Genomic DNA, 21006 nt, shown 5'->3' with positions numbered 1-21006 from the left:
TTTAATAAAAATAAACAGCACTCGTAGCAGAGGAAGAGAGATTTTTGAAATAGTGAAAGCCTTTCGGTAAGTTCACCGAAGGGCTAAAAATAATATTTGTCCCAGAGGTGCTGTGCAAAGGTTAAATTTAATCTTGCACAACTCTTGTAATCAACTAAATTCAAGGGTTTGGCTCACTGGGGTTAAGAGCTGTCCATGCGCTGTATCCAAGATAGCCAACTGTTGCTGTTGCGGCTACTGGAAGTAATATCGGAGCTACTACGGCTGATCCAACCGCAGTTAAAGTTCCAATCGTTGCCCCTGCTACTGCTGAACCAACCGCACCCCCTGCGCCTAGTACTGCTGAACCAACCGCAGCCCCAGCCCCGGCTATAAGTGCCGTGTGCCCCGTAGCAATCAGCGTTACCACGCTGCCCGAAGCCACCCCAGCAACAAACGCCGCCAGATTTCCACAGTCTGACTCACAGTTAAAAATTATCACACTTCCTGTTGCTGCCTGAGCAGGAGCTGGTGAAATCGTTAGAGCGCTAGTCACTATGAGCAGTGTAAGTAAGCACATCGAAATTAGTCTTTTAGCGCTTTGAAATAAACGTTGCATGAGATTTCTTGTCTTAATTTAATTTTGATAAATCACAGAAGCGATCTACCTCAGCTTAAAAAACAAAACATACAACGACATCAGAAATTTCCACCAAGAAAGAAAAAAGCCAAAATCCGCAAATCCACCAGCTTATTTATAAATCTGATTATTTCGTTAATACATTAAACAAGGTTGTTGTCAAGAGTAATATAGATGCGCTTACTTTAGGCGTTGGCTCACTGTTCTGATGGGCTTCCCACAAGCGGTATGCATATGCTGTTACCGCTACTGGAACTACTACCACAGCCACAGCTGCTATTGCTGGTGCAGCTATTGCGGTTAATGCAGATGCTGCTATTATAGCTGCGTATCCAATTGCAGCTACAGGCTCTGTAGCTAAACTTCCACTGCTCCCTGTCGCAGCAAGTGTTACCGCACTACCTGAAGCTACCCCCGCAGCAAATGCCGCCATATTGCCACATTCTGACTCACACTTAAAAATTTCTACATTTAAATCTCCTAGTGCGTGAGCCGGAGCAGGTGAAATCGTCAGAGCGCTAGTCACTATGAGCAGTGTAAGTAAGCAAATTGAAATTAGTCTTTTGGCATTCTGAAATATACATTGCATGGCAGTTGTGTCTTAACTTTAATGTTGATAAATTACTTAAGCTAACTACCTCACTTTAAGTAACAAAATTTTACAACGCCATCAGAAATTTCCGCAAATGTCTAAAAGTATTATTAGGTTAGTTGAGAAAATATACCCAAGAAAAACCCTACAATAATACCTAAAAATCCAATAATTATTTCTATCATGCTTGAGGGTTCTGTTCTCGTTGCTGCCACTCAAGCAGGAATAGTTGAGATAAGTAAATCGTTGGAAATAAACCAAATTATGTTACGAAACATAAATAGGCTTAAAACCTTGACCAATGAGGAATAGCAAAGGATAAAGGACAGCCCCAGCGAGTTAGCTTTAATTGCGCCGACTTACTTAAAGTCTTTTGAGAATACAAAATACCCTCCAGTAAATTCATTGGAGGGCTATCTATAATATTTGACGAATTTTTACTATCTACAGCTTAGTTAAAAAAGACTGTTTTAACCCCTAAAGCAGCAAGTGCGGCTGTTGTCCATTAAATTATATTGTCCGTTTTAAAGAATTAGTGTCCATTTTTAGGCTATAAACTTCTTTGTTGATGTCATAAAGGCTTTTGCTTTGGTCGCCTGCGACTTTGTTGAGTTCATACAAGGCTTTGGTGATGAGGCGAAGGCGATCGCTGTAGCCTTGTTTGTCGTCTTCCTGGTTAATAATTCTTGCATCATTCCCTGTTTGCGGTTTTGCCTTAGGCGTTCCCGTTATCCAACTTGGCTCATTATTGTTCCTGGTTCTTGGGGTCAGATATTTTTTGGCGTTGCTTAATGTCTGTGAGGATTTCATCCATCGTTAGCTGATCGAGCCATTGATGACGTTCTTGGGTGTAGTCTCCATTTCCCTTGTCAAATTGGCGAATAAACCGGATAGCATCAGGATATCCCAAAGCATCTACTAAGGCTTGAAATCCTTTTCTATATAATTCAATCGGGGTCATTTTCTCCTCCTTCTACGAGATTGGTGGTAACTTCTGCTAACCAGATCATTGGGTTAGCAACTATTATGTTTAAGTTATTCTTATAGTTTAATGCTCTTGACAATAGACGGTTATCGGTTGTCAAGAAAATGTCAGCGTTCCCTTCAGCACAAGCGATATGAAGCGCATCAAAATTTTTAATATTAAAGTTTGTTAATTCTATAGCTCGTCTAGAGATTTCTTCGGTGACTAAAATCTGATGTTGAGCGATCGCTAATGCTTCAAGCACCTGTTCTCTTCTGGTTACATCTGGGGTTTGTGCAATTTCCGATTCTAGGGCTGTGCTACTGACTAATTCCCATTCTCCATCTCGACAACGGCTGATAATTTCTAAAATTGCTTCTGTTTCTAAACGAATTCGCGGCTGTGTTTGCTCGTCAAATGAACGATTTAAACAACAAACATCAAGATATATTTTATATTTTTTACCCAGTTTTTCCTCTTAATTTAAATAAGTATTCATCAACCATTTCATCTTTTTTCGATACCAGGAATTTACAAATTGTCCTATCTGCGACAGCTAGATATTATTGCGGCGGATTTTGCTTCTTTTCCCGCTCCTCAACTGCCTTACTCACAAGCCGCACAACAAGATTACTGATGGGACGGTCTTCTTCCTGTGCCCATCTCACCAAAGCCTCGTGGATATCTTTGGGGAAATATATGGAAGTTTGTACGCGATCGCTCTGACTCATCAACACTACAAAGATTTGTTGCCAGTTCATCATACTCCCGCAACCTTGGAACAAGGCTCAATAATGTTTAACAATGTGTGACAATGTTTTATGGTAAATTGAACAAGTGCGACAATGCCGAGGTTTTTGGATGGCGATCAGGGAAAGTAAATGGGGTAAAGGTGTAAAACTCAGGTTTACCGTTTACCACCTTCCCTTGGTGATAATGTTGAGGAGATAGCAAGGGAGTTGGAGACGGTACGGCACATCCTTGACAATTGGCAAGATAGAGTAGATGAGAGCAAGGGGAAGTCGGCGACCGGTCAACCTGGGGAGCGTTACAAATATGTGGCTCAACTGGTAGGTGAGTTAAAGCAAGCAATTGGGAAGGAAGGATAAACCAGCTTGCGACCCGCTTATGCTCTCCAGAGTGAGCATTTATTGAGCGTGATTGTTGAGTGTTGCTCGCTTGACTAGTATGGTCAAAATAGCTTGTTTGAGCATAATTTGAGCATATATGGGATAATAAAAGCTGAAAAGGTTTGTAAAATGTCGGTTTTGCGTAATCTGCAAGAAACTCACTTAAATCGTGCCCGCGCCAGTCTCAGACAAGCGCTGTCTTGGTATGGATATCTTCGCAAGTCAGGACAATTGTCATCTAACCCAGAATTGGCAGGTTTGATCAAACCGGAATTGGAAGCTTTGAATTCCACGCTCAACAAGCTGGACTCTAACATCATTAGAATTGCTGCTTTTGGTTTGGTGAGTCGGGGAAAGTCAGCAGTTTTAAATGCCTTGCTGGGAGAGAAGATTCTGCAAACTGGGCCACTGAATGGTGTCACTCAATGGCCGCGTTCCGTCCGTTGGCAGCCCGGTGGTAAGGTATTAGTAGAGTTAATTGATACCCCCGGATTAGATGAAATTGAGGGTGAGTCACGGGCGGATATGGCACGAGAAGTGGTGCATCAAGCTGATTTAATTTTGTTTGTCGTGTCTGGTGATATCACGCGCACTGAGTATCAGGCACTGCTGTCATTGCGGGAAGCACAAAAACCCCTGATTTTGGTGTTTAACAAGATAGACTTATACCCAGATACAGACCAGGGAGCGATTTACCAAAATTTGCAACAACTGGGTGCAGGACATTCCCAAGCGAAGCCTCTACTACCTGATGAAATTGTGATGGTGGCGGCGGAACCAGCACCAATGGAAGTACGGGTTGAGTGGCCTGATGGGCGTGTCAGTTATGAATGGGAGACACTACCACCACAAGTAGATGAACTCAAAGAGACAATTCTGAATATTCTGAATCGAGAAGGGCGATCGCTTCTGGCTTTAAATGCACTGATCCAAGCACGGGATGCAGAAGCCGCGATCGCTCAAAAAACCATCGATTTACGCGAACAAGAAGCCGAAAATATCATTTGGCAATTTACCAAATACAAAGCTTTGGCAGTAATGCTCAATCCCATTGCTTTTTTAGATATCCTTGGCGGAACTATCGCCGATTTAGCTTTAATTCGCGCTCTAGCTAGATTGTATGGTTTGCCGATGACTAGCTATGAAGCCGGGAAAATTTTAAAAACGATTTTATTTAGCTCTGGTGGTTTGCTGCTCTTAGAATTAGGCAGTAGTTTCCTTTTGGGTTTGGGTAAGAGTACGGCTGCAATAACCAGTGGTGACAATCCCAGCAATATTACTGCCTTTGCTGGCAGTGCGATCGCTCAAGCTGGGATCGCCGGTTATGGAGCATACTCCGTTGGCAAAGCTGCTCAGGTGTATCTCGAAAAAGGCTGCACTTGGGGACAGTTGGGCGCTAGCAGCGTCATTCAAGAAATTCTTTCTCAAGTTGACCAGAACACAATTCTCTATCGTCTCCGACAGGAATTAGGATTAAAATTCTAAGATTTTTGAGTTGTGTTCCGAAAAGTTTTCGGTAAGCACATTCAAGGAAAGGTAAAGTAGTAAACCTGTTGTTCCAGGAATTGTGTAAAATAATTGTCCTGATGTGATGTTATTAACCCTTCGTTTGGATGAAGAGTTTTAAAACCTAAACTTTTAGTTAGTCTGAATGCTAAAACAGGTTGCAACTATTAGTTAATTATTCCGAAACTCCCCAAAAGCTGATAGCGTCAAACAAAGGAGAATATCGTTGTGGACGTTACAGCTTGAAAACGCGCTCTAATTATTGGCTACTACTGCCTTATATCCGACTCCAGTGGCAAACGATCGCTAAGGGAGTTGTTGGTATCTTGGGATACGTACTGGCGACATTAGTGTTGATCAATCTCGCCGGGAAATTGGCAACTCCCTTTGCCCAAGGTAATGTAGTAGCGATCGCTCAAATAACTGGCAGCTGTGCCTTAGTCTTTCTTGTCAGAGGCTTGTTTCAGTCTATACAAGATATGTACATGGCGAAAGCTGCTTTGAGAGTTGCTTTTCATCTCCGCCAGCAAGTCTACGCCCATCTGCAAAAGCTAAATCTCAGCTATTTTGAAACTGCAAAAGCAGGTGATTTATCTTACCGCCTCACGGAAGATGTTGACCGCGTTGGCGAAGTAGTAAATAAAGGATTTCACGACTTTATCCCCTGCATTTTGCAGTTACTAGCAATTCCGATTTACATGATTTACCTGAATTGGCAACTGACACTAGCAACGGTGATTGTTGCGCCACTGATGGGTATTTTAGTCGGTTGGTTTGGTGAACGGTTACGCAAGTATTCCTTAAAAAGTCAAAATCGCGTGTCAGGTTTATCAGCCATCCTTGCGGAAGTTTTCAACGGTATTCGTTTGGTACAGGCTTTTGCTGCTGAAAATTACGAAATCGCCCGCTTTGGACATGAAGCAGAACGCAGTCTCAAAGCAAAATACTCAGCCGAACGCCTGAAAGCGATTCAGATTCCCATCATCGGATTTCTGGAAGCCTTAAGTGGGTTATCGTTACTCATTGTGGGAACGTGGCAAATTTCCCAAAATAACTTGACAGTGGCAAATTTTTTCAGTTATCTGGCGGCGGCGGCGCTGTTAATTGATCCCATTGGTCATACTACTAACAACTACAACGAATTTAAGCAGGGTGAAGCATCTGTTGACCGCGTTTTTGAATTGATGGCAATTCAGCCGACGGTGATTGAAAAGGCAAATGCGATCGCTCTACCCCCAGTCAAGGGCAAAGTAGAATATCGTCATATTTCCTTTGCTTATAAACCAGGTGAACCCGTATTAAAAGATATCAGTTTATTGGTATTACCAGGTGAAGCGATCGCTCTTGTGGGTGCTTCTGGTGCTGGTAAAACCACATTTGTGAATCTTCTCCCGCGTTTTTACGATCCCGAAGTTGGGCAAATCTTCATTGACGGTGTTGATATTCGAGATGTCAAGCTGCATAGTCTGCGGCGACAAATTGGGATTGTTCCCCAAGAAACCATCATGTTTTCGGGGACAATTGCCCAAAATATCGCTTTTGGACAAGATGTTTTTGAGATGGAAGCAGTTAAAGAGGCGGCGAAAATTGCTAATGCCCATCAATTTATTAGCCAACTACCAGAAGGTTATCAAACTTGGGTGGGCGAACGTGGGGTAAACTTATCTGGTGGACAAAGACAAAGAATTGCGATCGCTCGTGCAGTTCTGCTCAATCCCCAAATCTTGATTCTGGATGAGGCGACATCAGCCTTAGATTCGGAGTCAGAAGCACTGGTACAGGAAGCGCTGGAAAGATTGATGGAGAAACGCACAGTATTTATTATTGCTCACCGTTTATCAACAGTTAGACGGTGCGATCGTATTTTAGTTATCGAACAGGGACAAATTGTCGAATCGGGAACCCATGAAGAATTATTAGCCCTGGAGCGTCGCTATGCGCGGTCTTATGCCCAGCAGTTTAGTTAAAGATAGGGGAAGTTTGAGGTTTTAAGACAACCGAATTAGTTTTTGAGTTCACAAAATCGGTTTTTGAGCTAGAAGAATGAGTATCTATGTATTCAATACCCAATACTTTCGTACCAAATACTTCCATCTTCCATAATGGTATTACTGAAAATAGCCTTACGAATGTTATAGAAACCTTCAACTTCCCTCAAATCGGCATTGGTGAAGTTAGCACCATCGAAAGAGGAGTAGTTCACGAAAGCATCCCTGAGAATAGCATGGCTGAAATTAGCGCCATCAAAACCGCATTGGTACATTTCGGCTCTGCTCAAGTTGGCGTTGACAAAGGAAGTATTGTTGAAGCTGGCTTCACCACCTCTAGCCTCGCTCAAATTAGCGCCGTTAAGGATGGCTTCATTCAACTGAGTTCCTTCCATATAGGCTCCCCTGAGATTAGCCCCACTGAGATTGGTATTGTCCAGGTGAGCAGCTTCCAAAAAGGCTCCTTCCAAGTTGATCCCGCTCAAGTCAGCCCCACTCAAATCAACCGCTATCATGAATAAACCAGTTCTGCTGCAATTAACACTCCAAGCGAAGTTTCTTTCTCCCGCTTCATACCTATCCAACATTTCTTCAATATCCATAACTCAAATTCCGTATTAACTAACACGTATAAATATATTAGCCACCTCCCAGAGGGTTATCAGACTTGGGTGGGCGATCGTGGGGTAAACTTATCTGGTGGACAAAGACACGGACAGTATTTATTATTGCTCACCGTTTATCGACCGTTAGGAGGTGCGATCGCATTTTAGTTATCGAACAGGGACAAATTGTCGAATCGGGAACCCATGAAGAATTATTAGCCCTAGAGCGTCGCTATGCGCGATCTTATGCTCAACAGTTTAGTTAAATGTGGCCACTCTGGCAGAGTAAGATAATTCCGGGTTAGACCATAGCAATTAATCTTATATGTAGTGGGTGAGAAGTGAAAGGAAAAAATAATCCCAAGAAATCTCAGCTGTTAAAACAGCCATTTGCTTTAGCAATCGGTGCGACAGTAGTAGCTACAATTTTGGGAGCAATTTACTCCTCGGTTGTAAGTTTAACTCCCTTAAAAAATGATCATGATGTTGCTTTGCATCTGCCTGGTAGTTCCGAAAGTGTCACAGGTTCGATTCCTGCAACTCTAGATCATCCTGTGAATATTTTGATTCTCGGTATCGACAATTCTGGACATCCCCACGAGAAAAATTTTACTCCTGCCGAGGCATTAGCAGGCAATAGCGATACTATCCTACTAGCCCAAATCATGCCAGATTCTCATTCGATTAATATACTATCTATTCCCAGAGATACTCTCGTTCGATTTTATGGAGTTGGTGTAGATAAAATTAATGATGCAAACGTGCGTGGTGGAACAAAACAAGCAGCCCAAAGTGTAAGTCAGCTATTAGATGGTGTATCAATTGATCGTTATTTGCGCTTGGATACAGAAGGTTTTATTCATTTGGTAGATGCCTTGGGAGGAGTTGAAGTTAATATTCCTAAAAAAATGGATTATGTAGATCATTCACAGAACCTCAGCATTCACTTTTTAGCGGGTCTACAAAAGTTGACTGGGCAACATCTAGAAGAATACATCCGTTTTCGTCATGATGCTTTAGGTGATATTGGTCGAGTGCAGCGACAACAACAAGTTCTTAAAGATATCCTACTTACACTGCTTCAGCCACAAACTATTACTAAATTACCTCAAATTTTAAAGGTAGCTCAAGATAATATAGACACTGATTTATCTATTAATGAAATGTTAGCCATAGCTCAAACTCTAGCTCAAAGTAATCACCATAGTTTTATTCTCCTGCCAGGGCGTTTTAGTGAAAAAAGTGAATACAATGTTAGCTACTGGATTTCTGACCATAAAGCTACTAGCAAAATTCTCCAACGTTATTTTGATTTTAATAATGTAGAAGTAAAAGAAGAGGACAAAAATTTAGTAGTGCCGCAAGGTATGAAAATTTTTCTCCAGAACGCAACTACACAACGCGAAGCTGTAGGAAAAGTCACCTCCTTACTCGAAAAACGCGGTTTTAGGAATATTTTTCTTTCTAGTCATGAAATTGATACTAATACAGACACTGCTCAAAAAACCAGAATTATTGCTCAACATGGAAATCCTGAAGCAGCTAATGCAGTTCAAAAAGCTCTTGGTGTCGGTGATGTAGAAGTTGCTTCTTTAGGAGATATTGCATCTGATGTCACTGTTGTCATTGGCACAGATTTGACTAGTTCCATTTCGGAAAATAATTCTACTTCTATCAGACACAATTTGGGATTACATACTAGTACAGCACGGCGGAAATCCAGCTACCATCTCAATTAACCAGAGTAGGGGCAATTCATGAATTGCTTCTACTCAAACCTCTCGGCAAACGCATCTAAATATTGGCAAGAAAGCAGAGGGGCAAGGGAAAAAAATGATTTTCGGTACAAGCCTTGCCCCATGCTAACTATCTCCTAGACTGAATTGCCTTGATTAACTCATAAAAAGGTTGCCAATTATCTTCCTGAGCAATTGCTTCCCAAATAGATTCAATCACAGGTCTTAATAATACCGTTTTGGGATTATGAACAGCTAGAGTTTGGGCGATTACATCGGTGTGATCGCTATCAAAATCATTCAAAATTTTATGGTACAATATGCACCAATCATCAAAAATTGCTGAAGCACCCGGTATTGGTACAATATCGGAACCATTCATTACAAAACCTGGTTCATCTCGCCATTTAGATGAAAAAGTGCGAACCATCTCATAAAAGAATTGGTGATAACCAACTTGGCTCACTTTCAAAAATTCAATCGTTAGATTCAAGAGTTCTTGAGCTTGTGGATGTACCAACTCCACAAAACCTAACTTTTTCAACATCAAAGAACTGTATTCAGCTTGATAATATTCATCAAACCTAGCTAATCCAGCCTCCATTTCGCCTTTATCAATAATCGCCTTCAAAGCTTCCTGGAGGATTTCTAAATTCAACTGGCAAATACTTGGTTGATTACCGTAACAGTAGCGTCCAGAATAGTCAAAATATGCAGCTATAAAGTAGGGGTCATAAGTAGGGATAAATCCATAAGGCCCATAATCAAAACTCTCTCCCGTAATCGACATATTGTCAGTATTCAGAACTCCATGACAAAAGCCAGCCGCCATCCACTGCGCTACTAGTTCTGCAACCCGTTTAACTAATTCGGCGTAAAACAGGGCATATTTATCTTCTTCAGCACTTAAGTGTCGATAATACTGCTCAATTACGTGGTCTAACAGCTTCTTAGTTAAATCTGGACGCTGGAAATAGTGCAGTCGCTCAAAAGTGCCAAACCGTATATGAGAACTGCTCATTCTCACCATCACAGAGGAACGGGTAGGCGAAGGTTCATCGCCCCGCCAGAGGGGTAAACCTGTTTCAATCATGCTAAGACAGCGCGAAGTACGTACACCCAAGTAGTGCAGTGCTTCCGCAGCCAGAACTTCCCGTACCCCACCTTTGAGCGTGAGCATACCATCGCCACCACGCGAGTAGGGCGTCCTCCCAGAACCTTTCGTGCCAAAATCGTACAATTCGCCATCATTGGCGCGTACTTGCCCGTAGAGAAAGCCTCTACCATCACCCAACTGCCCGTTATATTCACCAAATTGATAGCCGTGGTAACGAAGTGCCAACAAGGGTTTGCGCCCCTGAAATTTGCCAAAAGCTGTGATAAAATCTTCGTCTTTGACTACTTGGGGGTCTAGACCGAAACGGGGCAATAGTTCATCATTACGCCAACGCAGGAGGTGTTGGGGAAATTCTGCTGCTGCAACCTCATCGTAGTAGTCACCGCCTAGAGATTCTAAGGCGCTTTCGTAGTTGAGGGTGAGAAAAGGATTGCTAGAATTTTTGTAGTTTGGAGTTTCAGCCAGAGTCATTACAAGCAAAGCTTAATTCATTCTTCCCTTAATACTACCTCTGGCTTCAGCATCAGCATAGACGCAAAAAGCGAACCATATATAAAATATGGTAGCGCCACGATCAAAATCTGGAGCGCATAATGAATAAAGTTTTGCAATTAAAGAAAAAGTTGACTCAATTAGCTATTTTAGACGCTACATTTGAGGTTTTTGGCTCAGAATCACACGAATATCAATTTAAACCTTGTTTGAGTAACAAAGATATTCAAGTGTTTGAATCTAGATATAATATTACACTACCAAGTGAATATCGAAACTTTCTCTTAGAAATTGGTAATGGTGGTGCGGGGCCAGGATACGGCTTATCTGGTCTGTTGGAAATTGAGTATGAAGATGTCATCCCAGAAAAACTATACCAAGAGAACTACGAAATTCTCTCTAAACCATTTCCTTTAACAGAAGCATGGAATGATTTAGATTTGATTGTCAAGAATAATCCGCGTTTTGTTGCCAATAGTGATGCTTACTTTGATGATAAGTTTATCCAGGGTACTCTCACCATTACAAATTATGGTTGTGGAATTTATGCAATGTTAGTCATTTCTGGGGAGCAGTCAGGAAAAATCTGGATAGATGACCGTACTAATGATAATGGGATATATCCTGCAACTTTAAGTTTTTGTCATGCTTTCCATGACACCGACCCTGATGATTTTCATCAAGATAGCGATGAAGAGCAGCCTCTGAGTTTTTATGATTGGTATGAAGACTGGCTCAACCGAAGTTTGGCTCAAATCCGCCAGTCTTCCGAAACTTAACCTCAATTAAATAAAACTGAGTTTTTTATTTGGTAATGGGTTGTGATGTCGGTTGAGTAATTCCTACTGAGTTTGATGTTGGTTGTGATGCCTGTGAAGATAGAATCTTTTTCACTTGCAGGTTATAAGCTTGCAAAATTGATTGAACTTTTTTCTGTTGATCTTGATTCAGATCCAAAGATGTTAACACTGTTCTGATTCTCTGACGCGATTGCAGTGCTGCCTTAAACTTAGTAGTTTGAGACTGGTTTAATACAGCCTCAATATCCTTATCTCTTTGCTGGCGAGCTATTTGGATTTGTAGGCGTTGCTGATTTGTGAGTTTGCTTATCTGGTGTGATGCAGAACTAGTCTGAGTTTTTAAGGCTGGTGTAGTGGCGGGATTTGGAACTGGTGCTGCCAATACAACTCCGTGTAAAATGGTAGCAAAGGCGAAGATAGTAGAAAAGACAGATAAACGCTTTATAGAATTAATGGACATTTTGAAAAACTCCTCAATCATTTAATAAAATTGGACACATTGGCTCAACTTAACCTTGATAAATGAGCCAGGTAGTGAACAAATATTACTATTGCATTTACTTGTGGAGTTGTTGTGTAGTTATTATGAATTTGCTATGAATTTGTAAATATTTACAAATGATATAGGACTTACGCAAAAGTACAAGCTGTAGGGGCAATTCATGAATTGCCCCTACCTGAAAATAAGGGTTTCGGCTATTGTTTGCGTAAGTCCTGTGATACAGCAGAGTTAAGAATTCAGGAGTCATAATTCAGAGGCAAAACAAGCTTTATACCTGTCTTTGAGACTTAGATTGTGTAGTTAACTTTCCTTGAAATCTGCTATATCTGAAATTAATTCCAACTCAGATATTGTACCATTATTGAAAATTATACTCAGCAAAAAAATTGTAGGTTGGGTGGAGGCTTTGCGTAACCCAACATATATCAGGATGTTGGGTTGCGCTCCGCTCCACCCAACCTACGTCTAATGCACTATTTTAGCCTAGAGGGTCTATTACGTGCATTTCAAAAATCAAATACTAGTCCTATAGCATGTATAAGAAATTAAATTTAGAAGCAGATGTAGTTGGCAAAGATAAATAAATGTTCTTGAAGATAATACTCAGCCATTTTTAAAATTTTGGTGCTTGCCAATTAGGATTGATCAGACTTGTTATAATATGATCTTCCCATTGCCCATTAATTAATAAATAGTCTCTAGCATATCCTTCAATGACAAAACCGAGTCTTTTGAGTACATTGCCACTTCTCCGATTGTGAGGCATATAATTAGCCATGATGCGGTGAAAATTTAACTGTTGAAATACATATTGAGTTGCGGCTTTTAGTCCTTCTGTCATATATCCTTTACCTTGTTTCCTTTCAGCAAGGCTATATCCTACATAGCAAAAATGAGCGGCTCCTCGGAAAAAATTACTAAAATTGACCGTTCCAATAATTATATTTGGATTTTTTTTAGTAAAAATAAATAGTTTTAACGATTGCCCATTGATAAATTCCAGAAAATTATTCTCTATCTGATACTGCCAATATTCTTCAGTGAAAAAACCATCAGCCCAAAGAGGGTAGAATGGAGTCAGATAAGTTTTGTTATCAGTGAAGTATTTGAGAATTTGGGGTATATCTTCATGGATCGCTGCTCGTAATAATAGGCGATCGCTTGTAATTAGTGGCAGTTCTGATATCATAAATTACTGAATTTACGTGATCTCTTCCCAAAACATTCTCGCTAATTTTGTAAATTCTCTCATACCTGCGGTTTAGCAGCAGTGAAGTGAGTATTTTTGCTCTGAATCTGCCATTCAACCAAAATCTTGATAAGCTGATGTCTAATATCTAGAGCGGAAGGATTGAGAGCCAATGGGTGATAAAGCACAGTGTGCAGCATAACTTCGATAAAATCGCTTTGCCCAAACGCTGTACCGCAGGAGATTCAACCAAAAGACAGCTCAAGATTTAACCCAGTCTACAAGAAGGATAGTGATGTGGTGGGAATACGCTACGATTGGCAGGAATTAGAGATTCGGGCGATATACAACACGCCATTGCTAGAGCTTATTTATCAAGCTGCTAGCGTGCATCGCCAATATCATGACCCAACAAAAATACAAGTTTGTAAGCTCATATCTATTAAAACGGGAGGTTGTCCAGAAGATTGTAGCTACTGTGCCCAATCTTCCCGCTATAAAACAGAGGTAAAGGCGCAAGCACTCCTAGAAAAGGAAACGGTAGTTAACATTGCCCAGAAAGCGAAAGAAACTGGTGTTAGTCGCATCTGCATGGGTGCTGCTTGGCGAGAAGTGCGGGATAACTCACAATTTGAGGAAGTCCTGGAAATGGTCAAGGATGTGACTGCAATGGGTTTAGAAGTGTGCTGCACTTTGGGGATGTTGACGGCAAATCAGGCCAGGAAATTGGCAGAAGCGGGACTTTACGCCTACAACCATAACTTAGATACCTCACAGGAATATTACAGCACAATTATTACCACGAGAACATATAGCGATCGCTTGAACACGATTGAGAATGTCCGTCAGACAAATGTTACTGTATGTTCCGGCGGTATCCTGGGTTTGGGCGAAACTGTCGATGACCGTGTTGGGATGTTACAAACTCTGGCAAACTTACATCCGCATCCAGAGTCCGTACCGATTAATATTCTCTCACAAGTACCAGGCACACCCTTAGAAAATCAGCCTGATGTCCCCATTTGGGATATTGTGCGGATGATTGCCACAGCTAGAATTTTAATGCCAACTTCCGATGTGCGTCTTAGTGCTGGTAGGGCTAGACTTTCTCAAGTTGAACAAGCTTTCTGCTTTATGGCAGGAGCCAATTCTATCTTTTCTAGCGACGACAACAAGATGTTGACGGTGACAACTCCCTGTCCAGATTACGATACTGACCGAGAAATGCTGAACTTACTTGGTTTAGGAATGCGTCCACCTTCCCAAAGACAGGAGAAGGTAGCAAGTCCGGCTGTTGTGGCGTAAGTCCTGAGAGTAAAGAAAAAACCTCTGGAGTTCCCAGAGGTTTTGGTTCCTGATTTAGTTTCTACTGGTTACTACAATTTGTCCTCAGTTATTTCCCGATAGTGAAGAAAATTATTTGAACACCGAGATCCCTGACTTCTTAGAGAAGTCGGGGATCTGATTCTTGGGATTTTATTTATATATTCAGTGTCTACTCGCGGGACTTACGTACAAGTTACGGAATAACGAACCACAGAGGTGCAGAGGACACAGAGAAATCAGAGTTTGAGAGATATTTTGCGTTTTGCGTAAGTCCTATCTACCTATTGCACGCTATTAGGGACATCCAGAAAATAAAATATACGTTCTATAAGAATGATAATAATTATTATAGGTTTTCTCTGCGCGTGAGTTCATGCCAACATAGATGTAATATCTATGTTGTTGAATATCTATGGCTGAAAACTAATGATTGAGGAGGGAAGAATAAATGTCAGCAAATTACTAGAAATAACGGCGCGTCGCTATCAATTTGTAAACCGTCTTCTCGCAGAAAAATGGTTGACCGAAGAAACTCCAGGTTACAAAGAGCGTTTAACTGAGTTGATAAAGCAGTACAAGGGGAGCGATAAATCATGACTCAAGCCAGACCAAAACTAGTGATCTTTGAAGATTTTGCAGCGTGGCGACCCGAAGGGGGGAGGTATGAATTACATGATGGAGTGATTGTTGAAATGGCACAACCAACGGGCGACCATGAAGATGTTGTGGGTTTTTTGGCACTAGAAATGTCTGCTGATATCAAGCGTCTAAATTTACCTTATTACATTCCAAAAACTGTATTAGTCAAACCACTTGAAGGTGAATCAGCTTATTCACCAGACATATTAATAATCAATCGACCAAATTTAGTGAATGAGCCTTTATGGAAAAAGGAATCGACTGTTTCTCTTGCTGCATCTATTCCACTGGTTATTGAAGTTGTTAGTAATAATTGGCGGGATGATTACTACAAAAAATTAGCTGATTATGAAGCTATAGGCATTCCTGAATATTGGATTATAGATTACGCAGCGTGTGGCGCTAGAAAGTTTATTGGCAATCCTAAACTCCCTACTATATCCATTTATCAATTAATCGATGGTGAGTACCAAGTTACTCAATTTAGAGGCAGCGATTGCATCATCTCGTCTACTTTCCCAGAGTTAAATTTAACCGCCGAACAGATTTTTCAAGCTGGTGGATACCCTGGATAGTTGCAACCGCGCAAGCAGGCTAAACAACAAGGGTTATGACTCTGCCTCCTGTCAAACTGGGAGGCAGCAGCCCTCCCACAAGAGCATTACAAGGCAGAGCCTTGTAACGAAAGTTGATGCACATTTAGTTATGTCTGTCAATGCGTAATATCATGTCCGCTTGATTACTTATTAAACCCGAAGAACCCCACCCCGCCAACGCTGTGCTTTGTCTCCCCTCCCCGCCGGCGGGGAGGGGATTAAGGGGTGGGGTGCAATGACTATGGGAATCATAACTAATTACCCGGACATGATATAAGTCCTAAGTTGATGTGCAGCTAAATTGTATAACACGAAAATCCAAAAATATTGTAGTGCGGGCAACATGAGCGCGTCCAATATACAAATTAAATACGCAACAGCTTATCATCATTGTTAGTGAATGTATACTTTATTTTCTGGATGTCCCTTAATTCTTCACCTGTGGCTGCGAACCAGGAATTGTTACATCTATGGGTGTCACCTTTGCTGCTAGCTGCGTTAATGGCGGTTGAATGGCGGTTTGATTCCCCACCACTAGAGTCACGATCTTTTCTGGCTTGAGGTATTCTCGTGCTACCCGTTGCACATCGGCGGCTGTGGTGGCGGCGACGGCTTTTTGATAGCGAAAGAGAAAATCAGCAGGATAGCCGTAATATTCGTATCGCATCAACCGTGATAAAGTTTGGCTGGGGTCTTGAAAGTTGAATACAAAGGAGTTAAGTGTAGACTCTTTGGCAAAAGCCAGTTCTTTTGCTGTGACTCTTTGAGTTTGCATACGCTTAATTTCAGCTTGTAAGGCTTTGACAAACTGGACAGTAGCATCCGATCGCGTTTGGCCACCAGCAATAAACATTCCAGGATAATCGTAGCGGGGACTCCACCGGCCATAGACAGAGTAAGCTAAACCTTGACGCGATCGCAATTCATTAAATAAGCGTCCACCAAATCCATTTAATACCCCATTCAATACATCCAGCGCCGCATAATCGGGATTGTCGAATCGTCCACCTAAATGGCCGAGAAGCACACTACTTTGGGTTAGTTGTGGCTGATTGACAAAAAAGACTCCACCTGTATTAGCTGGCAAAACATCTGGTAATTTGGGTTTAGCAATACTTGGGTTGCGGTTCCAGTCGCCAAACTTAGCTTGAACAAGCGATCGCATTTTCTTCGCCTCAAAATCCCCGACAATCCCCAAAATCAGATTATTGGGGTGAAAATATTGCCGATAAAACTTGAGCAAATCTTCACGAGAAACCTGATCCACCGTTGCATACTCGATTGTGCGAGCATAGGGGCTATCTTTCCCATAGATCAGTTTCTTAAATTCTCGACTAGCAATCCCATCTGGATTGTCATTGCGACGGGCAATGCCGCCCTTAGCTTGAGTTTTCGCCAAGTCTAGCTTTTCTTGAGCAAATACAGGCGATCGCAGCACTTCAGCAAACAGCCCAAACACCGTTTCTAAATCTTCACTGAGTGCGTCAAAGCTAGCACCACCAGAAGCTTCACCAATACTAGCTTCCACAGATGCCGCCCGTTGTTCCAATATCTCGTTGAGTTCATCAGCCGAATGCTTCTTAGTTCCCCCAGTTCGCATCACCGCGCCCGTAAAACCAGCTAAACCGACTTTTTGCAGTGGTTCCAAGCGATTTCCTGTCCGCACAAACGCCGTCCCATTCACCAACGGTAACTCGTGATCCTCCATCAAATAGACAACCAAGCCGTTTTGCAGCACAAACCGCTCATACTTAGGTAACTTGATCTCAGGTAGCGGTGGAAGTTGTAACTCCGTGTAATGCTTTGCTTCAGTCGTCGCCGCCAGAGAAAAATTACAAGTTAAAAGTAAGCACGTAAAAACAGCAACCAAAGCATAAATCAGCCCCTTCCAATTTTGGATTTTAAGTCGCACCTTTGGTGCGCTTCCAGCGCAACTTAGATTTTGGATTTTGAATTGTTTACCCTTCACCTTAAACCTCTGCATACTCTCTTCCTTCGCGCCCTTTGCGCCCTTCGCGGTTCGTTTCTCTTAAGTTTCTTTCGACAACAACTTACCAATCGTGCGATTCTCAGGCGTAAAAGTCTCCTTAGCCACCCGCTCAATATCAGCCGTCGTCACCGCCGAAATATTATCCAACTGCTTAAACAAATTCCGCCAAGAGCCAGTTTTCACCTCATATTCCAACAATTGTTGAGCCATCCCCATATTTGAATCGAGGGTACGTAACAAACCCGCCCGTGCTTGGGTTTTCACCCGTTGCAAATCAGCCGCCGCTACCGGCTCAGTTTTTAATTTGTCAATTTCTTGGCGCAAAGCCACCGCCAACTCATCAACTGTATGACCAGGAGCCGTGAGAGCATAGAAGAATATCAGGTTTGGGTACTTATCTCCAGGAAATCCACTGTAACCTTGAGCATTGAGCGCCAAACGCTGCTTTTCTACCAAAGACTTATATAGCCGCGACGTGCGCCCATCACTTAATAAACTGCCGATGATTTCATAGACTGCATTATCTGGATGGGTAATTGCTGGACGATGATAACCTTCTAAATACCAGGGTTGAGAAGCTAGCTGTAAAGTAACTTCTCGTGTTTGTTGTTGTGGCGGTTCCACCGGAATTTGCTCAACAGCTTTGGTTTTTGCTTGATAGCGGCCAAAATAAGTTTGTGCCAGTTTTTTCACCTCAGCCGCCTTGACATCTCCGACAATAGCGATCGCTAAATTACTTGGTACGTAGTGAGTATCAAAAAAATTTTGGACATCTTCTGGTGTGAGATTGCGGATATCTTGGTCATAACCAATCACTGGACGCTTGTAGGGATGGACTTTGTAAGCAGTATCAACAAATTTCTCCAGCATCAGTCCAATGGGCGAATTCTCCACCCGCATCCGTCGTTCTTCTAAAATTACATCTTTCTCTTTATAAAACTCACGACGAATTACCGGATCGAGAAATCGCTCCGACTCCAACGACATCCAAAGTTCCAACTTATTGGCAGGAAAGCTGTATAGATAACGGGTGGCTTCGGTTGAAGTATTGGCATTTAAACCCACGCCTCCCGCTTGTTCGACAATTTGCCCCAATTCGTTTTGCAAGACTAGCTTACCTGCTTGTGATTCAACTTGCTTAAACTCAGTTTCTAACCGAGCAACCTCATCTTTTTTGCCATCGGTTTTCGCTGTTTTAATTTGAGCATCCAACTGCTCTAAAGTTTCTAATAAAGGTTTTTCTGCTTTGTAGTCTTTTGTACCAATACGTGTCGTGCCTTTAAACGCCAAATGCTCCAGAAAGTGAGCTACACCAGTTTTGCCCTCTACCTCATCCACACCACCGACATCCGCATAGGTAATAAAAGAAACTACAGGCGCTTGATGTCGTTCCAAGACGATGAATTTTAGACCATTGTCGAGGCGAAATTCCGTTAACTGTTTGATCACTCGATCGAGATAAGGTTGGATCGAGCTTTGAAGTGGTGGAGTTGGAGATTCTTGAGGAAGAAGTGCCGTCTGAGTTTCAGCCAGAGCAATTTCTGGCAGCAATCCCCAGCAGAGGATAATCAAAGTTAACAAAGTGACAAACAACCGCCGCAATGTGACAGATACTTGATCTGACCAATTCAAAATCCAAAATTTAAAATCCAAAATTGACCGACTGATCTGGTTCATAAGCAAAAATTAAGATAAAGTTACACTACGTAAAAAACAGGATACTTAGTAAAAGAGCGTTAATCTTGTATTAAGTTTTCAGGGTTTTTTCTACTTGAAGTTAGACAATAATGCTACAAATCCTGTTCCAGATATCTCACCATAAATTTTATGCGAATTTTTAATTCTTCCCCGCCCTCAGAGACTCAGACGCGCACCCGGATTTTACAGACCGCACAACGCTTGTTTGCCTCTCAGGGATTTGACGGCACTACCACCCGCGATTTAGCACAAACAGCAGGTGTAGCTGAAGGCACTCTATTTCGTTATTTTCCCAATAAAAAAGCAATTTTGGTGGAAGTAGCGACTAATGGCTGGGTGGAGATTCTGACAGATTTACTGACAGAATTAAGTGAAATGGGTAGTTATAAAGCCATAGCTCAGGTGATGCGTCGCCGGATGTGGAATTTCCAAAAAAATGCCGATGTGATGCGTGTTTGTTTTATGGAGGTGCAGTTTCACCCCGATTTGCGCGATCGCATTCAATTAGAAGTGATTACCAAAATGACCGATGTGGGCGAAGCCTTCTTTCAAACAGCGATGGATAAAGGCGTTTATCGTCAAATGGATGCCAAGCTAGTTGCGAAAGTTTTCTTGGGAATGTTTGCGATCGCAGGTTTTTCTAACAACACCCTCATTGAACCTGACGCTTCCCCCCAAGAAATGCAGCAAATGGCCGAAGGACTCGCTGATATCTTCCTTAATGGAGTCTTAGCCAAAGAGTAGGGAGTGGGGAGTAGGGAGTGGGGAGTGGTTAAAATAATTCGTAATTCGTAATTAAGTTTTGTGACGGGGATTTCAATTATGCATCAAAACGTGCTGCCTGTCTTGCTGGGGAATTAAACTGAACATACTTTGGTAAAACAGTTCCGAGTTCCAAGTTTCGAGTTCTGAGTAAACAAGTGAGATTTCTCACTCAGCACGGGTTAAACGCTACGCTACCGCTAACAGCACTCAAAACTCCCCCATCTCCCTCATCTCCCCCATCTCCCTCATCTCCCCCATCTCCCCACTCCCCACTCCCCACTCCCTACTCCCCACCCAAAACTATTTTCGCTTGCTGACTCCACTGTTGTACTAGTTCAATTGCTGGACACAAATCTCGTCGCTGCATTGTTGCTACCTGCAAGCGCATAATTTGTTGGTGCAATCTGTGAGTGGGAGTTTGAACTAACTGTGCTACAGAACCAATACCCGCATGGAGCAATAAACCACAATATTGTGTCCCTACACTGGGAATACGTGCCAAGTCAGCCAAAGCGATCCATTTATTTACATACTGAAGATGAATCTGTAGTTTATTGGCTAACGCTACTCTTTCCTCTAGAGTCTTGCCTTGTTTGATTAGCGCTACTGTGCTAGTAATCCCACAATTTTGCAGTTGAGATTGTTCCTCTTGGCTCAATCCAGGTAATTGCTCAATTGGCCAGTCACGAGATTGGCTGGGACTTCTACTATTTGTGTGTTTAGCAGACATTTTTGAAATTAAAATATAGGTT

The 21006-nt window shown here is 42.1% G+C and carries 23 protein-coding genes and 1 pseudogene; 10 read left to right on the top strand and 14 right to left on the bottom strand.

What is annotated here, in order from left to right; translation table 11 throughout:
- Nucleotides 1-160: 160 nt before the first annotated feature.
- The 6 genes from V7K27_RS06780 to V7K27_RS06755 form a co-directional block, all read right to left on the bottom strand.
- Nucleotides 161-535 (bottom strand): hypothetical protein, encoded by a 375-nt coding sequence (locus V7K27_RS06780; protein WP_334945532.1) that lies wholly within the window; start codon nucleotides 533-535, stop codon nucleotides 161-163.
- 211 nt (nucleotides 536-746) lie between these two features.
- On the bottom strand, nucleotides 747-1145 hold the full coding sequence (locus V7K27_RS06775; protein WP_334945530.1) for a hypothetical protein: 399 nt from the start codon (nucleotides 1143-1145) through the stop codon (nucleotides 747-749).
- Nucleotides 1146-1721: 576 nt separating this feature from the next.
- Complete coding sequence (locus V7K27_RS06770; protein WP_334945528.1) at nucleotides 1722-2021, bottom strand: hypothetical protein; 300 nt, start codon at nucleotides 2019-2021, stop codon at nucleotides 1722-1724.
- A complete protein-coding gene (locus V7K27_RS06765; RefSeq protein ID WP_334945527.1) occupies nucleotides 1957-2172 on the bottom strand; it encodes a hypothetical protein in 216 nt (71 codons plus the stop codon). Before V7K27_RS06765 ends, V7K27_RS06770 begins: the two co-directional genes overlap by 65 nt.
- Nucleotides 2159-2626, bottom strand: a complete 468-nt coding sequence (locus V7K27_RS06760) for a PIN domain-containing protein (protein WP_334945613.1) — start codon at nucleotides 2624-2626, stop codon at nucleotides 2159-2161. Before V7K27_RS06760 ends, V7K27_RS06765 begins: the two co-directional genes overlap by 14 nt.
- 112 nt (nucleotides 2627-2738) lie before the next feature.
- Nucleotides 2739-2939, bottom strand: a complete 201-nt coding sequence (locus V7K27_RS06755) for a ribbon-helix-helix domain-containing protein (RefSeq protein ID WP_334945525.1) — start codon at nucleotides 2937-2939, stop codon at nucleotides 2739-2741.
- Between the two features lie 504 nt (nucleotides 2940-3443).
- On the opposite strand from V7K27_RS06755, the gene V7K27_RS06750 reads away from it, so the two are divergent.
- Together V7K27_RS06750 and V7K27_RS06745 are read left to right on the top strand one after the other, a co-directional pair.
- Nucleotides 3444-4790, top strand: a complete 1347-nt coding sequence (locus V7K27_RS06750) for a GTP-binding protein (protein ID WP_334945611.1) — start codon at nucleotides 3444-3446, stop codon at nucleotides 4788-4790.
- 263 nt (nucleotides 4791-5053) lie between these two features.
- Nucleotides 5054-6778: an ABC transporter ATP-binding protein gene (locus tag V7K27_RS06745; protein ID WP_334945609.1), complete on the top strand. Its 1725-nt coding sequence runs from the start codon at nucleotides 5054-5056 to the stop codon at nucleotides 6776-6778.
- A gap of 92 nt (nucleotides 6779-6870) precedes the next feature.
- On the opposite strand, the gene V7K27_RS06740 is transcribed toward V7K27_RS06745, so the two are convergent.
- Nucleotides 6871-7401, bottom strand: a complete 531-nt coding sequence (locus tag V7K27_RS06740) for a pentapeptide repeat-containing protein (RefSeq protein WP_334945523.1) — start codon at nucleotides 7399-7401, stop codon at nucleotides 6871-6873.
- A 15-nt stretch (nucleotides 7402-7416) separates the two neighbouring features.
- Here V7K27_RS06740 and V7K27_RS06735 point away from each other — a divergent pair.
- Together V7K27_RS06735 and V7K27_RS06730 are read left to right on the top strand one after the other, a co-directional pair.
- Nucleotides 7417-7670: pseudogene (locus V7K27_RS06735) on the top strand (ABC transporter ATP-binding protein); the annotation flags it as partial.
- A 75-nt stretch (nucleotides 7671-7745) separates the two neighbouring features.
- Entirely contained in the window at nucleotides 7746-9143 is a 1398-nt protein-coding gene (locus tag V7K27_RS06730; RefSeq protein WP_334945521.1) for an LCP family protein, read from the top strand.
- 127 nt (nucleotides 9144-9270) lie between these two features.
- On the opposite strand, the gene V7K27_RS06725 is transcribed toward V7K27_RS06730, so the two are convergent.
- A complete protein-coding gene (locus V7K27_RS06725) occupies nucleotides 9271-10728 on the bottom strand; it encodes a protein adenylyltransferase SelO (protein ID WP_334945519.1) in 1458 nt (485 codons plus the stop codon).
- A gap of 122 nt (nucleotides 10729-10850) precedes the next feature.
- Here V7K27_RS06725 and V7K27_RS06720 point away from each other — a divergent pair, with 122 nt between their 5' ends.
- The gene (locus tag V7K27_RS06720) at nucleotides 10851-11528 is read left to right on the top strand and encodes an SMI1/KNR4 family protein (RefSeq protein ID WP_334945517.1); all 678 of its coding nucleotides are present in this window, start codon (nucleotides 10851-10853) and stop codon (nucleotides 11526-11528) included.
- Nucleotides 11529-11553: 25 nt separating this feature from the next.
- On the opposite strand, the gene V7K27_RS06715 is transcribed toward V7K27_RS06720, so the two are convergent.
- From V7K27_RS06715 to V7K27_RS06705, 3 genes are all read right to left on the bottom strand, one after another.
- Nucleotides 11554-12009 (bottom strand): hypothetical protein, encoded by a 456-nt coding sequence (locus V7K27_RS06715; RefSeq protein WP_334945515.1) that lies wholly within the window; start codon nucleotides 12007-12009, stop codon nucleotides 11554-11556.
- Nucleotides 12010-12664: 655 nt separating this feature from the next.
- The gene (locus tag V7K27_RS06710) at nucleotides 12665-13240 is read right to left on the bottom strand and encodes a GNAT family N-acetyltransferase (protein WP_334945513.1); all 576 of its coding nucleotides are present in this window, start codon (nucleotides 13238-13240) and stop codon (nucleotides 12665-12667) included.
- 59 nt (nucleotides 13241-13299) lie between these two features.
- Nucleotides 13300-13440 carry a hypothetical protein gene (locus V7K27_RS06705; protein ID WP_334945511.1) on the bottom strand — a complete coding sequence of 47 codons (141 nt, stop codon included), beginning with the start codon at nucleotides 13438-13440 and terminating at the stop codon, nucleotides 13300-13302.
- 97 nt (nucleotides 13441-13537) lie between these two features.
- Here V7K27_RS06705 and bioB point away from each other — a divergent pair, with 97 nt between their 5' ends.
- From bioB to V7K27_RS06690, 3 genes are all read left to right on the top strand, one after another.
- Complete coding sequence (bioB, locus tag V7K27_RS06700; protein ID WP_334945509.1) at nucleotides 13538-14545, top strand: biotin synthase BioB; 1008 nt, start codon at nucleotides 13538-13540, stop codon at nucleotides 14543-14545.
- A gap of 447 nt (nucleotides 14546-14992) precedes the next feature.
- Complete coding sequence (locus V7K27_RS06695) at nucleotides 14993-15163, top strand: hypothetical protein (protein WP_334945507.1); 171 nt, start codon at nucleotides 14993-14995, stop codon at nucleotides 15161-15163.
- Entirely contained in the window at nucleotides 15160-15780 is a 621-nt protein-coding gene (locus V7K27_RS06690) for a Uma2 family endonuclease (protein ID WP_334945505.1), read from the top strand. Before V7K27_RS06695 ends, V7K27_RS06690 begins: the two co-directional genes overlap by 4 nt.
- A gap of 448 nt (nucleotides 15781-16228) precedes the next feature.
- Here the strand turns inward: V7K27_RS06690 and V7K27_RS06685 are convergent, their stop codons facing one another.
- Together V7K27_RS06685 and V7K27_RS06680 are read right to left on the bottom strand one after the other, a co-directional pair.
- A complete protein-coding gene (locus V7K27_RS06685) occupies nucleotides 16229-17785 on the bottom strand; it encodes a M16 family metallopeptidase (protein WP_334945503.1) in 1557 nt (518 codons plus the stop codon).
- 45 nt (nucleotides 17786-17830) lie between these two features.
- On the bottom strand, nucleotides 17831-19468 hold the full coding sequence (locus V7K27_RS06680) for a M16 family metallopeptidase (RefSeq protein ID WP_334945501.1): 1638 nt from the start codon (nucleotides 19466-19468) through the stop codon (nucleotides 17831-17833).
- 150 nt (nucleotides 19469-19618) lie between these two features.
- Between V7K27_RS06680 and V7K27_RS06675 the strand changes: the two genes are divergently transcribed.
- A complete protein-coding gene (locus V7K27_RS06675) occupies nucleotides 19619-20233 on the top strand; it encodes a TetR/AcrR family transcriptional regulator (RefSeq protein ID WP_334945499.1) in 615 nt (204 codons plus the stop codon).
- A 176-nt stretch (nucleotides 20234-20409) separates the two neighbouring features.
- Nucleotides 20410-20571 carry a hypothetical protein gene (locus V7K27_RS06670; protein ID WP_334945497.1) on the top strand — a complete coding sequence of 54 codons (162 nt, stop codon included), beginning with the start codon at nucleotides 20410-20412 and terminating at the stop codon, nucleotides 20569-20571.
- On the opposite strand, the gene V7K27_RS06665 is transcribed toward V7K27_RS06670, so the two are convergent.
- On the bottom strand, nucleotides 20538-20984 hold the full coding sequence (locus V7K27_RS06665) for a DUF4332 domain-containing protein (protein ID WP_334945495.1): 447 nt from the start codon (nucleotides 20982-20984) through the stop codon (nucleotides 20538-20540). The genes V7K27_RS06670 and V7K27_RS06665 overlap by 34 nt on opposite strands.
- Nucleotides 20985-21006 lie beyond the last annotated feature (22 nt).

The sequence above is a fragment of the Nostoc sp. genome (assembly GCF_036919575.1).
In the GTDB taxonomy this organism is placed as follows: domain Bacteria; phylum Cyanobacteriota; class Cyanobacteriia; order Cyanobacteriales; family Nostocaceae; genus Nostoc.
The sequence above is the reverse complement of the archived record's forward strand: the minus strand, read 5'-3'. Positions and strand labels throughout refer to the sequence as shown.

Bases quoted from the DNA above. Each gene is read 5' to 3' on its own strand.
- V7K27_RS06685 (WP_334945503.1), bottom strand. From the start codon at position 17,785: ATGCAGAGGTTTAAGGTGAAGGGTAAACAATTCAAAATCCAAAATCTA.
- V7K27_RS06720 (WP_334945517.1), top strand. From the start codon at position 10,851: ATGAATAAAGTTTTGCAATTAAAGAAAAAGTTGACTCAATTAGCTATT.
- V7K27_RS06710 (WP_334945513.1), bottom strand. From the start codon at position 13,240: ATGATATCAGAACTGCCACTAATTACAAGCGATCGCCTATTATTACGA.
- V7K27_RS06705 (WP_334945511.1), bottom strand. From the start codon at position 13,440: ATGCTGCACACTGTGCTTTATCACCCATTGGCTCTCAATCCTTCCGCT.
- V7K27_RS06675 (WP_334945499.1), top strand. From the start codon at position 19,619: ATGCGAATTTTTAATTCTTCCCCGCCCTCAGAGACTCAGACGCGCACC.
- V7K27_RS06715 (WP_334945515.1), bottom strand. From the start codon at position 12,009: ATGTCCATTAATTCTATAAAGCGTTTATCTGTCTTTTCTACTATCTTC.
- V7K27_RS06690 (WP_334945505.1), top strand. From the start codon at position 15,160: ATGACTCAAGCCAGACCAAAACTAGTGATCTTTGAAGATTTTGCAGCG.
- V7K27_RS06725 (WP_334945519.1), bottom strand. From the start codon at position 10,728: ATGACTCTGGCTGAAACTCCAAACTACAAAAATTCTAGCAATCCTTTT.
- V7K27_RS06770 (WP_334945528.1), bottom strand. From the start codon at position 2,021: ATGAAATCCTCACAGACATTAAGCAACGCCAAAAAATATCTGACCCCA.
- V7K27_RS06695 (WP_334945507.1), top strand. From the start codon at position 14,993: ATGATTGAGGAGGGAAGAATAAATGTCAGCAAATTACTAGAAATAACG.
- V7K27_RS06755 (WP_334945525.1), bottom strand. From the start codon at position 2,939: ATGATGAACTGGCAACAAATCTTTGTAGTGTTGATGAGTCAGAGCGAT.
- V7K27_RS06665 (WP_334945495.1), bottom strand. From the start codon at position 20,984: ATGTCTGCTAAACACACAAATAGTAGAAGTCCCAGCCAATCTCGTGAC.
- V7K27_RS06765 (WP_334945527.1), bottom strand. From the start codon at position 2,172: ATGACCCCGATTGAATTATATAGAAAAGGATTTCAAGCCTTAGTAGAT.
- V7K27_RS06680 (WP_334945501.1), bottom strand. From the start codon at position 19,468: ATGAACCAGATCAGTCGGTCAATTTTGGATTTTAAATTTTGGATTTTG.
- V7K27_RS06740 (WP_334945523.1), bottom strand. From the start codon at position 7,401: ATGGATATTGAAGAAATGTTGGATAGGTATGAAGCGGGAGAAAGAAAC.